Genomic DNA, 13,690 nt, shown 5'->3' on the forward strand with positions numbered 1-13,690 from the left:
AACAATTATGGTTAATCCAAAACTCATTGCCCTACTTCCTGATCTTGCTTCGTTTATCTTGGTGGTAAACGAAGGCAGTTTTACCGCTGCTGCTAAACAACTCGGCGTGACGCCATCGGCTTTAAGTAAGTTGATCACGCGATTAGAGCAAGCGCTTTCGGTCAAATTGTTTGAGCGCACGACTCGTAAGTTGATCATCACTCAAGCTGGGCAAAAGGTTTACGACCAAAGCATCGCAATGGTGAATGCCGCGCAGCAAGCCGTTGAGCTGTCTGCGGAAGATCATGCTGAGCCAACAGGCGCACTCACAGTGGCAGCCCCTGAAGCATTTCTTAATTCGGTGCTTCAACCGTTTGTGTTGCCATTCCTAGAACGTTATCCAAATATACAGCTTAAGCTGCGTGCAGCAGATGGTGAGATTGATCTTTTCCGCCAAGGTATTGATGTCGCGTTTAAGCTCACCGACAAACCCGATGAGAATCTGGTCCTCAAAGAAATCAGCAAGACCAACCTGGTTTTGTGTGCTTCTCCAGATTACCTCACCAAACACGGTATGCCTGAGCACCCAACCGAGCTTGAGCGACACGACTGCATTTACCTTGCCGAGAACGACAAAGACAACATCTGGTCATTCTTTAAAGAGGAAGCCTTTCATTCGATTGCAGTAAGTGGACGCTACGCCGTCAACCACTCTCAAATGCGCTTAAATGGGGTTAAGTCTGGCTTGGGAATTGGGATCTTCCATGACTTCGTGATCAAAGACGCGTTAGAGCAAGGAGAAGTGGTGGAGGTGCTACCGGATTGGATGATCAAGAGTAACTACCACGGCGCTATCGCGATGCAGTATGCACAAACCAAATACATGCCTGCTCGTCTGCGCGTGTTTATCGACTTCGTTAAGGAGCATTTAGTCTCTGAGGATACTAACCATGTTTAATGCCATTCATCACGTCGCGATCATTTGCAGCGATTATTTCAGGTCAAAACGCTTTTACACTGAAGTGTTGGGATTGAAAGTCATTGCTGAAAACTATCGTGAAACCAGAGACTCATACAAACTTGACCTTGCTTTACCTGACGGCAGCCAAGTTGAATTGTTTAGCTTTCCGGGCGCCCCAGAGAGACCGAGCTTTCCTGAAGCACAAGGGCTACGACATCTCGCGTTTTTGGTTGATGATGTTGAACAGGTGAAAGCCTACCTAGAATCGAATGGCGTTGAAGTTGAGCCAATTCGTATTGACGAATTCACAGGTAAAGCATTTACCTTCTTCCAAGATCCAGATAGCTTGCCGCTAGAGATTTACCAGAAATAAAAAGAGCCAGCACGTCGCTGGCTCTTTTACTATTCCACTCTTTATCTGTTACTAATTCAACGCCGTTTTCAGCTTCTCGACGCGGTTGAACAACAACCAATCCAATGCGAGTACTGTAACAATCGCCAAACCGCCCATCGGGAACGCCAGACACAATACTACCAACGTTACTAAGCCAAGCTTCCAAATGCCGTCTTGCTGAAATTTAGGTGGCGCACCCAGAGCTGCACTGCGACTAGGACGACGAATCCACCACATCACCACGCCTGTGATTGAGATTAAGATGAACGCCAAACAGAACACTACGTTGAGCACTTTGTTAAGCACACTGACATCACCTTGATGCAGTGACACACCTGCCGCCATGAACTTGGCAAATAGGCTGTAATCTTGCCACGTTACATCTACCAACAAGCGACCAGAATATTGGTCAAAGTGACTAGTGCGATCTTGTCTTGGGTCGGAGATATCGCCACCCATAGAGTTAGCTGCAACGGTGTAAACACCCGTCTCAGAGCGTGGCAAAAACAGCTTATAGCCCGTAAAGCCCATCATTTCGGCCTTGAGGATGATATCATCAATGGAGAGCGCATCATGACTGCCTGCGTATGCCATCTCTTCTTTCATATTGGCATGATCATGAGCGGGCTTATCTTTCGATTCTGGCACAGCAGCGAGCTCTAAGTTCCATGGCATCTCTTCTGAAGCACCGTGGTTGAGATCTTTGTGTGTCAGTGTGGATTCCGGTTTCTCACCCCATGTGTAATAGGTTGGGAAGGTATTCCAAGCTTGCACCATTTTCGCACCCCAGATCCCTGCCCACGACAAACCTGAAATCAAAAAGAACAACAGAACAATCGACAGCACACCACCTAAATTCGCATGCAGGTCACGCATCAAAATTCGAGGGCCATTGTTAAGGCGAATTTTCAAAAAGCCGGCGCGGCTGGCGTTGTCTCTAGGTAACCAAAGGTACAAACCAGACACCAAAAGTAAAATGCCCAAACTTGCGGCGATTTCAATTAAACGGTCACCCAGGTCACCAATAAGCAACGTACTATGGATGCTGTTCATCAGTTCATAGATGCTATCACCACGATCAATGGTGCCTTGTACGTCTCCTGTGTAAGGATTTACTGCAACAATCAGTGAGCTACCTTCTTGGTTTTGAATCGAGAATCGGTTGGCGATATCGGCCGTTTTTGCAGGTACAAATTGAGTGACATTAAAATCGGGATACGCCTGCTTTACCGCTTCCAATTGTGTAGAGACAGTAACGGTTTTTTCGTGTGGTATGACATGCAATGTCTTCTCGTATCGAGCCAGTTCGATTTCATCATCAAACAGCATCACCAACCCTGTAAGGGAAAGCATGAGCATGAACGGGATAACGAATAACCCTGCGTAGAAGTGCCATCGCCACGTCATAAAGTAGATGGATTTTGCGCGCGAGGCTTCCTTAAGTTGAGGCTTTGCCGAGTTTCTCAACATATGTATTTTCCTTTTTTCATAGTTAAACGCCCAAATTCAGCCAAAAGAATCCTGCACATACGCATTCGTATGCGGCGCTATTTGACTTAGATTTGGGAGTACGACTGCTCGAAGTGGCAGTGTTATGTGACTTTACTTGTAATGGTTTTTGTTATGAGAAAAGGGAAACTGGCGGCGCTCGAGGAACTGGTGTTTCAAATCGCACACTTAGAGCCAAATAAGCGTAGCTGTCAGAAATCACCAAGCTCAGTCTTGAGAGTATTGGTGTCGTTGGAAGTGTATCGTGATGAAAAGTCGAGAAGTGGCTAAAAGGACAAGGCTTACCTTTGTGGCTGACAGAGTTGTCACCCTCTTCTATTTGAACCAATTCAAAACCGTTAAGCGTACATAGCGTCGCCCATACGCCCATGCTGTTACCATGAGCATTGATAACAGGCATCAGCGTCACTAGCACCCAACTGAGAGCACTAGCAAATAACATCGAGCGGTAAAAAGGAATTAATCTACGCATAACGGTGACTTAACAAATTTCACACAGCGTAACCAATTCTGAGTGGTAGCTCAAAAACAGGATCAATAAGTGGCTGCTACCTCACAGGTTTTCTTGAATACCTCGATTGACAGGCCCAAAAAAGCCCGCCGAAGTGGCAGGCTAATGGTCATTCCTTCAAGTTGGATAAACGGTTAGCTAAACAGTTTGCTCCAGATACTTGGGTTGCGTTTGTCGTGGTACTCTTCACGAAGGCTATCGATTTCACGCAGTTGGTCTTTCGCTTCTTCTAGCTTACCCGCATCAAGATCCGCTTCAATCTTATCTAGCGTTACCGTCAGCTTGTTAAAACCTTCTAGGTAGATATCGAACTTCTCTGGTGGGTAATTACCACGCTTAGATTGTTCAACGATCGCTTGCAAACTATCAATCGCAGATTTCATGGTTTCAACATCAGACGCTTCTGCCGCCTGTTTGAATTCCATCTTCATCTGCTTCATGTTTTGTTTTAAGTCGACGGCTTCTGCCATTGCGTACGTTGAGCCTAACGCAATGACACACCCCAACACTAAAGGACGTAACATCTTCACTTCTCCATTGAATGCCGAATTCTGAGCCGGCTTTTTAATGCGAGCAGTGTAAAGCAATCCCTTAACACTTGCATAACCAAAAATGTAATCAAGTTTATGCGTTGCGAATCTCGTCATACTCTGCAATTGGCGTACGGCCACGCAGCTCTAAGAAGGCTAAGAATTGTTGTGCTGAGTGCGTAATAACTTTACCACTATCGATGCCGACTCTATCCATTAACTCACCCACCAAGCTCAGGTTACCCACATCGTGGCAGAAGTGCGCATCACTGCCTGTGGTGAAGAAGACACCGAGCTCTTTACCGATTTGGGCAATCTCATGGCAACGGTCTACGCTGCCAACACGGCTGTTACCTTTCAAAGTGGTGTTATTGATTTCAATCGCGACATTGTGCTCTTTAGCGCACTTCAGTACAGCTTCAAAATCGAAGTCAAAGTTGGGGTTACCTAAATGGCCTAGCGCGTCAACGCGACCGTTTTTGATGATGTTCAACAGAGCTTCACTGTGCGTAGCACTATCTGCTGGGCGGAACACTGGCTCATGAAAGCTAGCAATCACCCAATCCAAGTTGCGATCAACGCTATCTGGAATATCGATGTCACCCTTGGTGTTCATGATGTTAGATTCAACACCGCGAATAATGGCAACGCCTTCAAGAAAGCGAGGCAGAATTTTCTGGTTAGAGAAGAACCAGTAATGAGGCGCACCCGGCATTGATTCCGCGTGGTCGGTCGTGCAAAACATATCCAGCCCGTTCTCTTTTGCCGATTTAGCGTTTTCAATCAACGTACTGTAAGCGTGACCGCTAGCGTACGTATGCGTGTGGGTATCAACCTTAAATTCCATCATCAACTCTCTTGGCGCACAAACTGGCGGCTATTGTATACCCACATGTCAGTGATCGTCAGCCCAATATTGGGACGAAATCTAATCTTATTCCTCACAGATCGTTTTAATCAGCGGCAATGCTTTCTCCCAACCATGATTGAACATCGACACAAAATCACTATGGGTAGAAATGGTGATACTGAGCAACAAGCGATCTTGCAGCACATCGATCTGGTAGATCTCCCGTGATCCGATCCACTTAGAAGCCAAGTCAGCGTCTAATTGCTGCCTATTGTCTGGGTTGAAGATGGCAACATGATGAAACTCAAGTTTATGCAGTGGCAAAACAGTGTCCACTACTGCCCGAGTCCCCCCCATGTCTGGGTCGTAAAAAGTAATATCCCCTCCCTCTTCCCAGTCGCCATCAAATTGAGATTGTGGTGAAAAAGCTTGTGCCCATCGTTTGTACAATTCGATATCCGTCAGCACGCTCCATACGCGCTGCGGCGTGGCTGCAATCTCGACGTGATAATTTAAAGTCAGCATGTTCTCTCCCTTAGCTACTTTCTTGACGCTAGTTCATCCTGATTAAAAATCAAACAATTCGGTTGTAACCAGAAGAAGAATTGCGAAGCCCGACATCAATGGGCAAGTTCGCATGCAAAGGAGCCACGAAGGCGACATTTAGCAGTCGCTGCATAATAAATACAACTCTGCCAACTCAATATTTGGTGCTTTTCATTAAACTTCGCCATATGGATCGAGATAGAAACAAAGTGAAGCACTAACAACGGACAAAACATGAACGGCTTAAAAAACGGTGAATTTCAATATATAAAACAATGCATTAATGAAATGAAGCCGGAACAATTACGCGAAATAAAAGGCGTAATTGAATTTAGAAGGAAAGCGTTAATCGATGAGAAACCGCTTATCTCTGACGAAGAGATGGAGTTTATCACCATCATGTTCAAGAAAATGGAATAGCAAACACATGTGTTTTTTGATTGAAGACTATTTAAACAAAAAAAACAACGGCATCAACCTCATCGACATCAATTACAAACTGCAAGAAATTGTCGATGAAGGCGGAGTAAATCTCGGATATGAGGTGCTTATTAACCCCGCTAATTTAACAGATAGCGCAGCAACCGAAGTGTACGATCGAGAAATCAAATACCCGCACATGAGCCGAGCATTAATCGCACGCTTAGATAGGTATATTGCTCGCCATGCATGCGACTTTAAAGGGAAACATCTATTCATAAACCTTGAGCGAAGTAACCTATGCGATAAATATTTGCTGTGTGATATCGTCATTCTCAAGAACAGCCTAGAAAATCTAAAGGCGAATTTGGTGATTGAAATAACGGAAAGAGATTCATGTAAGCGCTGTTCCGAGATCAGAAAAGGATTTGAGTTTCTGCAAAAACAAAAAGTGTTGCTGGCCGTTGACGACTATGATTTAAACTCTGACTTTCGAGAAGAAGAGCTCCTTTCCGGCTTCTATCACTTCCTGAAAGTAGAACACTCTGATGAAGCAGATTACTACAACAGAGTGCTGGCACTGAGCAAGAGGACACGAACAAAATTAATCATCGAACGTGTTGAAACGCAAGTGGCACGCAAGCAAATTACCCAAAGTGATGTCCAGTTCTGGGGTTTACAGGGGTTCTTATATACCACTATCGCAGTGAGCCTTTGAGAAAAATCACTCCTGACGGAAGTCCTTGAGATTACATCTATTGCATTCTACAAAATTACACAATTCCAAACAGCGAAGTTTCTTTTTAATTTTTGGAATTAAAACAGGATTAGAAATTGATCTAATAATATCGAACTTCACAAGGTACAATCCCATTCTTTGGTTATTATCAACAGGGGGATAATATTTTATTTCTTCTGCGTTAAATACTTTTTTTGAAAACTCTAGAATGGGATATCCGGCAATGAAAATATAGACGTAATCTTTAGACTTACATTGCCTTAGCAAATAATAACAAATAGCCTGAACAACTAACTCAAAGAAATGTTCTGAATTCATAGCATGGCCCAACTTGACCAAACAACTGCGCTTTAGTTCGTTTTCTGGAATAGGAATAAAAGATGGAAGATTATCTAACTTCTCTAAGTTTAAGATGCCAGCCCAATGTCCAACTATGTCACCTTGACTGTTTTTTAATAGGATTCCCTTGTATTTAACCTCATTTTTTAACGCGTACAATTCGTCAATAAAGCCACGTAGCGCAGACACATTGTCATAGAAGTCATGAAATAATTCGATATGTTCATAGTATGTGTGAGATTTAATTTCACTGGTCACTTTGTCTGGCATACGATTATAAGACAAAGCGGTTAGCGAGAAATCAAACGCTTTTATGAGGTTCGTCAGGACTGCCGAGTAACGAGACGGGCTCTTTTGTTCACTTTCGTCAATGGTAACGATGATGTCCGAAAGATCCTGTTCAAGAGACTTAGCAATAAGAAACTGCTTGTATAATGGAGGGACGACTTTTCCTGTTAGCCACCGACTTAATGTAATTGAGTCTAAACCTTTAAAGTCATCGTAATATGATTGTTGTAATATCGCGATCAACTCTTTTCTAGAAATTTCTCGCTCCTCTAACCAAGAAGCAAGTTCCCTTTCGAAATTGTAACTCATAATCTCACCACTAAAACTGTATTTTTATTTATTAGCGAACCTATTAACCAGTATCTTTGCCAATAACAAGCCATACAGTCATTCATGTTTTCCTTTCGAGATTTAACTATGACTGACTAAGATTAATAGATTTTAGTAATGAGTGGATCATACACTAAGATAATAAGGCGTCAGGTTAGCAGCTCCTTCGATACTAAAAAACCGATGCTAACACAGTTGATTTTTGTTAAAGATATTATCCTATGTATACTGGAAGTTATTATAAGATAAAATACGAAACAGCTATTAATATAAAACATAATTTTTGAAGTCACTCTAAACAATATTGTCGAGAACGATTTTCCACTTAATGTTCGTTAATCAATACGTTTAAACAAATTAACAGTTCGATTTTGAGCCTTATGCGCAACTAATAACCGGCCCCAACAAGTGTTCAGCACTGTCGCAAGGACAATCAAAGTCACGCCTATGATTTGTCTGTGGCTCATTTGGTCATCGAAAAACGCCCATTGCCATACTGCAGTAAACAGTAGATTGGTGAAAATAAGCGGTGCAAGTTGAGAGCCACTACTAACTAACTGATACGCTTTTGAACGAAATACCTGTGTATTGATGATCAAAAGAGACATCAAAAAGACAAGCAATGTATTCGGTGTTTCAAATTCGTGTAATGAAAGCGAGTGCAATAAAACATTTGAATCATTGAAGAGCACCAGCGGTAATATCAGTAAAGCAGCGCAACCGAACGTCCAGAAGTTGATTTCTAGTGGCGACATGCCGCTCTTACTGGCTTTATAAAGTGTCAACTGCGAACCCGAGTTAAACAAACCACCCGCCAAGCCCAATAACAGGTCGACTCGCCATGTAAACTCACCATCAGAGCCTGCCAACAGGATGACTCCAGTAAATGCCATAACAAGTGCCATTATGGTCGATATTCGTATCTGACCGCGCATAAATAGCTTCTCGACGATTGGCATAAACAGTGGTCCAGTAGCGAAAAGGACCACGCCTTCAACAAGAGTTAGCGTTTGTAACGAGGCAATAAAACAAAGCTGACACAGCCCAATACAAAAAGCTCGAAGTAAAATGGGTTTAAACGTACTGGCTGTCGGTAACCTCAGTCTTTTGAACCGTAGCATCACTAACAGAATGAGCGCTGGAGTAAAGAAGCGTAAAAAACTGAACATGGTGACCGAAAAATCATTGCTAAGCTGCTTTGCTAACAAGCCAGTAACAGATAAGCTTAATGTAGACATCAACATGAAGACGATGGGTTTGTTTTCTACGTTCATTGGATACTCCTTAATTCATGGAGTATTTTAGGCAAAGGAATTAATCAGAAATAGCGAGTTATTTTAAACGCTAATGTAAGAAAAACTTACATATTAAGAGTCAACCTACCGCTAACTACAAAGGTAATAGGAGTGAAGACACTATGCGCAAATTAGTCCCATTGAAGTCGATCTATGCCTTTGTTGCTGTAGCAGAGACTGGCAGCATGACAGAAGCGGCTCAACTGCTCTCTGTTAGCCATTCCGCTGTTAGCCAAGCCATTAAATCTCTAGAAAACCAAGTCAACAAGCCTTTATTTGATCGTGTTGGTCGCCAAGTTCGCCTCAATAATGAAGGCAAAAAATACTACCGAAAAGTAGCTCCGGCACTTGAACAAATCGTTGATGCCACCGAAGCCTTAATCCACGACCAAAATTCCAAACGGATAACACTTAATATGGTCAACTCACTTGCGTTGCACTGGTGGATCCCACGCATGTCGAGCTTGCAAGATTTCGCTCCTCAGTTAGATGTCCGCCTATCCAATCTGATTGGGCAGTTCCGTTTAGAGCAGGAAGGCATTGACGCCGCAGTGGTGCATGGCAGCCCTCAAGAGTGGCAAGATTACTATTGTGAAAAGTTGAGCGAAGATGAGTTAGTGTTGGTGTGCAGCCCCGAGTTACTAGCGCAACCTGATAATCGAGACATTCAACAACTGCTATCAACTTACCCCATTATTGAAGTCACTAACGATCGCAGAAAGCACGACTGGCAAGTTTGGGAAGAAGAGACAGGATTACTGCGGCCTACCCACAAAAAACCAATGACCTTCAACATGTCGATTCAAGCTGTGCAAGCCACAACTCGACGGCTGGGCTTATTGGTAACACATCGCTTGTTTGTGAAAGACGACATCAAATATGGACAATTAGTGGAATTGGGTGAGCCAATCACTAACCCCTATCAACAGTTTTACTTTGTATGCCCACCCCATAAGCTCAAACAAGAGGCATTTCATTTGTTGAGATCTTGGTTGAGGCAAGAGTTCAGCTAATTCGAGCGCAGCCCGTCGTTTCGTCGTCTATAGGCGTTATGAAATTTATTCGTTTTTGTAGTGAATAGATTAATGCCGGAATTGGTATAAAGTAAAAGAAGTACTTTTGAACTCCAAGGATGGCTTTATGAGGTTGTATCATGTCTTAATAAGTGGCGTTTTACTCATTGTGCCAATGACAAGCTCCGCAGAACAAGCAGTCAGTGCAAATGACTCGGATTTAAAAACGTTTATTATTGGCGGCCAACAAGCCACTGCCAATCAACTTCCTTTCTTTGCTCGCCTGATATTACACCGTACTGGCTCGAGTCAGTTTGCCAACATCTGTGGTGGTACCATCGTCAATGATAGATACATCATGACCGCCGCACACTGTGTCGAATCCGACGTGTTTACCGATGGTTGGACAATCGATGATCTTCGAGTTTTAGTCAAAAACCCAACCATGAATGATGTGTTTGTTGAAGAATTCAAAGACGTACGCGCTATCACGATTCATCCCGATTACAACGCGAGTAACTTGTGGATCAATGACATCGCGATATTGGAACTAACCCGCCCTATCACAGACAACGTCCAATCCATCACATTGCCACAGGATTTTGGTGACTACAGTAACCGGTCAGTGTTCCAAATCTTTGGCCTTGGTCAAACCTCTACCAACGATGCGACAGGACCGAATTACCTGCGCTGGGCAGAAATCCAACCTCTTACAGATTCACAATGTTCTTCACTGGTTTCAGGTTTTAACTCTCAAGAAAGTTTGTGTGCGAACGGCTTCCCAAACCAAGCTTACACGGGGATATGTAGTGGTGATTCAGGCGGCCCGTTAACGTATCAAGATGGTAGCGGTAATTATCAACAAATCGGTATCGTCAGTTACGGCTCATCGGTTTGTGAGTCCCCTGCCATTCCAAGCGTGTTTACTGAAGTGCTCAATTACACCCCTTGGATAGAAGCCCAAACCAGTGCTGGGGCGAAGACAAATTACGACGCTGCTTTAGCGGCAAGGGAAGATTATCACAGTCAAGGCGACTCTGGGTTTGACCCAGAAGACACCACAAGCAATGACTTCGGTAATAATGGCAGTGATGGTGGCTCTGTCGGTTTTGGCCTACTGACGCTTGGCAGCTTATTCGTATGGTTACGTCGCCGCCAGCCCTTGTAGCACGTAGCTTCATCCACAGTTACACTTTGTAGAATAAAAACTCTAAAAGTACGTATATTCCAGTTCATTTGATGCCGATAATCCTGTTATTATCGGCTACCCAACTATTTTCAGATCAAACTAATGAATAATGCCGCATCGAGTCGCCATATGAGTGCGATGCTGTTCCTGACTCTCGGCGTCACGTTGTCCATCTTTGCTGGGTTTGCCCTCTCGCAAATGTTTGTTATCCAGAAAGATGCGTTTCAGCTTATCTCTGTGGTCAGCTCCGTGATGATCGTCAGCTGCTTGCGCTATCAATGGCGTGCATTGCCTGCCATTATTCTGAGTTTATTGGCTTACTATATCGGAACGGGACGTAGTCTAGAACATGCCTTACTCTACGCTCTCACCGTCCCTCTATTGCCTTTTGTTTTTTCGAGTTTGTTCCACTACCTCAATAACCGCTCACTTCATCAACCAGCCGCACAACGGATCAGCTTATTTTTTGTCATCGTAGGCTGCTTGTTCCCGTTCGCAAATACCATAAAAATGATGCTGGTGAATACCTTCGTTGACGGGCGCTTTTTGAGTGCTGATTTTTTGTTTTATGCCACACTTGGCAATTACTTGACCCAATTACTCGTCACCCCAATTTTGTATGTAATGGTCAGCCTTATTACCGATACAGACACTCAATCTTATCTCGCACTCGATAAAAGGCTTAGGGTGTCCAACTCTCGCTGCCGGGAGTATTTAGCTTGGTTGGCAAGCTGCGTCCTTTTATTTATTGCCGCCGCTCTTTCTTCATCCTCATTTATGCTCAACTCGTTAAGCTTCTTTGCGGTCTTACTGGTCGTAATTGGATTAGCCAAACACGGATTAATTCGACCGCTTTTTGTGGGCTCTCCATTCATTCTGTTGGTGATTCATGACGGCATCAGTCACTACAATGCCGACCGAATTTATGCTGACCAGTTTTATGGCCTGCTTGTCATCATTGCGGTATTGACCACGCTCGCGTATTTGTTAGGCGGTTACTCAGTGAAGCTCTTCGAGATGACTCAACGACAAATCCACTCAGAAAGGATTGACCCGTACACCGGCCTGTCAAACATCGCTCAATTAAAAGAAGACATCAGCCATCAGTCTTATTCATTGCTGATTTATCTCGACCTGACACCAACGTTGTCGATGCTGACGGACTTAGGTCATGAGGGGAAATCACAACTCATCATGCAATTGAGCGAATTTTTATATTCGCGAAATGAAAGCATCAATCGTTGCTATCGTCCGCCTTTTTCCACAGGGTTGCTAAGTTTCACTCACTATTCCGATGTTGCAGAACAAGAACTTCAAGAAGTCGTGGAATATTTAGAAAGCTTCCAGTTTTACTGGCGTGGAACGTCTGTCGCCTTAGTCTCACCAACCGTTTATTGCTCGGTCGTTAACCAAGGGCAAGATATTGAAAAAGTCGTATCAATTCTGTGCGATCAACCACCACAGAGCGACAGCAGCATTCATTGGGTCAACGTGCAATCTTTTGAAATGGACCGTGTCGACAAGTTGAACCACATTCAGCAAGTATTTAAACGAGAACAGTTCGAACTGTTCTGCCAACCATACATGCGACTTTCAGGGCCTGAAGAGAGTAAACAAAGTTTTGAAGTGCTGCTTCGCCTAAAAGAACAAGATGGAAAAGTACTGACACCTTCCGCATTTTTTCCTTTGATCAATCAATTCGGATTGGAAATCAAACTCGATCATTGGGTGATTCTGAATACCTTCCGTATGCTGAGCGACAAAGTCAAAAACTGGGATACGATAGGGCATTGTGCTATTAACCTTACGGCTAAAACACTAAGCGCGGAAAACCTTGCTTCTCGTATCATTGAGAGTGCACACAGCTTCGATATTCCCTTAGATAAGATTTGTTTTGAGATCACCGAATCGTCAGCATTGATCAATGAACAACAAGCTATAGAGACCTTGAATCTTTTACGTAAACTCGGTTGTAAAATCGCAATTGATGACTTTGGCACCGGTTACGCAAGCTTTGCTTACTTGCGTCGTCTACCGCTGGATATCTTGAAGATCGAGGGGGCATTCGTTCGTGAAATCACAGAGAGCGAGACCGATCGTTTGATCGTCAGTTCGATTGCGACTGTAGCTAAAGAGATGCACTTAGAAACCGTCGCTGAATTTGTCGAAACTCCCGCACACAGCCTGATTCTACAAGACTTAGGCATCGACTTCGCACAAGGGTATGGTGTCGCGAAGCCCTTACCTATGAATGCTTATTTGAATACATTGTTTGAAATCGAAGAACAGAGACAACATCTTACAAGGTCGGAAGCGGTCACATTATGACGCTTCACGCTATCAGATTTCGTCTATAAGATTTTGCGCTTTAAGCGAGAGTTAATGATGTCTTCAATCAGCTTTTGCTCTTTCTTCAATTTTTCGTAGTTCTGCTTGTTGCGCCAGCGTTCGAGGACTTTGTCTAACCCTTGAACTCGAGCATGTTTGTATTCAAGATGCTTTTGTACCGAAGCACACTCAGCCTGCATTACCGCTTGTTCTTGCTCATGGTGACGCAACATCTTTTGTAGCATCTGGTCGACACGATTTAAGTTCATCAAGGTGGCACTATTGAGCACTGGCGTTGTCAACGCCGATTGTCCCGCATGAACTTTAAGAGCGGAAAGCTGTTCTAACTGAACGGCAAGATGAGAGTGACGCTGACGCATCAAATTTAATTGCTCCCCTACTCTATCCCGTTGCTTTTCTTCCATTTGCCGCAACTTGCCGACGGCTTTTAGCTTTGATTCCATTTGCT

At 43.8% G+C, this 13,690-nt stretch carries 15 protein-coding genes; 7 read left to right on the plus strand and 8 right to left on the minus strand.

The window, feature by feature from the left end; translation table 11 throughout:
* Positions 1–7 precede the first annotated feature (7 nt).
* Positions 8–937, plus strand: a complete 930-nt coding sequence (locus L1076_RS03995) for a LysR family transcriptional regulator (protein WP_237303183.1) — start codon at positions 8–10, stop codon at positions 935–937.
* Positions 930–1,313 carry a VOC family protein gene (locus L1076_RS04000; protein ID WP_237303184.1) on the plus strand — a complete coding sequence of 128 codons (384 nt, stop codon included), beginning with the start codon at positions 930–932 and terminating at the stop codon, positions 1,311–1,313. The genes L1076_RS03995 and L1076_RS04000 overlap by 8 nt, the downstream gene beginning before the upstream one ends.
* A gap of 51 nt (positions 1,314–1,364) precedes the next feature.
* On the opposite strand, the gene L1076_RS04005 is transcribed toward L1076_RS04000, so the two are convergent.
* From L1076_RS04005 to L1076_RS04025, 5 genes are all read right to left on the minus strand, one after another.
* Positions 1,365–2,804: a PepSY domain-containing protein gene (locus L1076_RS04005; protein ID WP_237303185.1), complete on the minus strand. Its 1,440-nt coding sequence runs from the start codon at positions 2,802–2,804 to the stop codon at positions 1,365–1,367.
* Between the two features lie 151 nt (positions 2,805–2,955).
* Positions 2,956–3,315: a hypothetical protein gene (locus L1076_RS04010; RefSeq protein WP_063344780.1), complete on the minus strand. Its 360-nt coding sequence runs from the start codon at positions 3,313–3,315 to the stop codon at positions 2,956–2,958.
* Positions 3,316–3,488: 173 nt separating this feature from the next.
* Entirely contained in the window at positions 3,489–3,878 is a 390-nt protein-coding gene (locus tag L1076_RS04015; RefSeq protein WP_005436021.1) for a cytochrome b562, read from the minus strand.
* 100 nt (positions 3,879–3,978) lie between these two features.
* Positions 3,979–4,731: a phosphatase gene (locus tag L1076_RS04020; protein WP_237303276.1), complete on the minus strand. Its 753-nt coding sequence runs from the start codon at positions 4,729–4,731 to the stop codon at positions 3,979–3,981.
* Between the two features lie 87 nt (positions 4,732–4,818).
* Positions 4,819–5,259, minus strand: coding sequence for an SRPBCC domain-containing protein (locus L1076_RS04025; RefSeq protein ID WP_038868406.1), 441 nt, complete (start codon positions 5,257–5,259; stop codon positions 4,819–4,821).
* A gap of 255 nt (positions 5,260–5,514) precedes the next feature.
* Between L1076_RS04025 and L1076_RS04030 the strand changes: the two genes are divergently transcribed.
* Both L1076_RS04030 and L1076_RS04035 read left to right on the plus strand, forming a co-directional pair.
* Positions 5,515–5,700, plus strand: a complete 186-nt coding sequence (locus tag L1076_RS04030; protein WP_038876398.1) for a hypothetical protein — start codon at positions 5,515–5,517, stop codon at positions 5,698–5,700.
* 7 nt (positions 5,701–5,707) lie between these two features.
* Positions 5,708–6,418: a diguanylate phosphodiesterase gene (locus tag L1076_RS04035; RefSeq protein WP_237303186.1), complete on the plus strand. Its 711-nt coding sequence runs from the start codon at positions 5,708–5,710 to the stop codon at positions 6,416–6,418.
* Positions 6,419–6,424: 6 nt separating this feature from the next.
* On the opposite strand, the gene L1076_RS04040 is transcribed toward L1076_RS04035, so the two are convergent.
* Positions 6,425–7,375, minus strand: coding sequence for an XRE family transcriptional regulator (locus L1076_RS04040; RefSeq protein ID WP_237303187.1), 951 nt, complete (start codon positions 7,373–7,375; stop codon positions 6,425–6,427).
* 356 nt (positions 7,376–7,731) lie between these two features.
* The gene (locus L1076_RS04045) at positions 7,732–8,670 is read right to left on the minus strand and encodes a DMT family transporter (RefSeq protein ID WP_237303188.1); all 939 of its coding nucleotides are present in this window, start codon (positions 8,668–8,670) and stop codon (positions 7,732–7,734) included.
* A gap of 143 nt (positions 8,671–8,813) precedes the next feature.
* Between L1076_RS04045 and L1076_RS04050 the strand changes: the two genes are divergently transcribed.
* The 3 genes from L1076_RS04050 (at position 8,814) to L1076_RS04060 (ending at position 13,221) form a co-directional block, all read left to right on the plus strand.
* The gene (locus tag L1076_RS04050) at positions 8,814–9,704 is read left to right on the plus strand and encodes a LysR substrate-binding domain-containing protein (RefSeq protein ID WP_045407498.1); all 891 of its coding nucleotides are present in this window, start codon (positions 8,814–8,816) and stop codon (positions 9,702–9,704) included.
* 127 nt (positions 9,705–9,831) lie between these two features.
* Positions 9,832–10,872, plus strand: a complete 1,041-nt coding sequence (locus L1076_RS04055; protein WP_237303189.1) for a serine protease — start codon at positions 9,832–9,834, stop codon at positions 10,870–10,872.
* A 123-nt stretch (positions 10,873–10,995) separates the two neighbouring features.
* Positions 10,996–13,221 carry an EAL domain-containing protein gene (locus L1076_RS04060; RefSeq protein ID WP_237303190.1) on the plus strand — a complete coding sequence of 742 codons (2,226 nt, stop codon included), beginning with the start codon at positions 10,996–10,998 and terminating at the stop codon, positions 13,219–13,221.
* Positions 13,222–13,244: 23 nt separating this feature from the next.
* Here the strand turns inward: L1076_RS04060 and fliJ are convergent, their stop codons facing one another.
* Positions 13,245–13,685, minus strand: coding sequence for a flagellar export protein FliJ (fliJ, locus tag L1076_RS04065; RefSeq protein ID WP_237303191.1), 441 nt, complete (start codon positions 13,683–13,685; stop codon positions 13,245–13,247).
* Positions 13,686–13,690 lie beyond the last annotated feature (5 nt).

The sequence above is a fragment of the Vibrio sp. MMG023 genome (genome assembly GCF_021654215.1).
Classification (GTDB): domain Bacteria; phylum Pseudomonadota; class Gammaproteobacteria; order Enterobacterales; family Vibrionaceae; genus Vibrio; species Vibrio jasicida.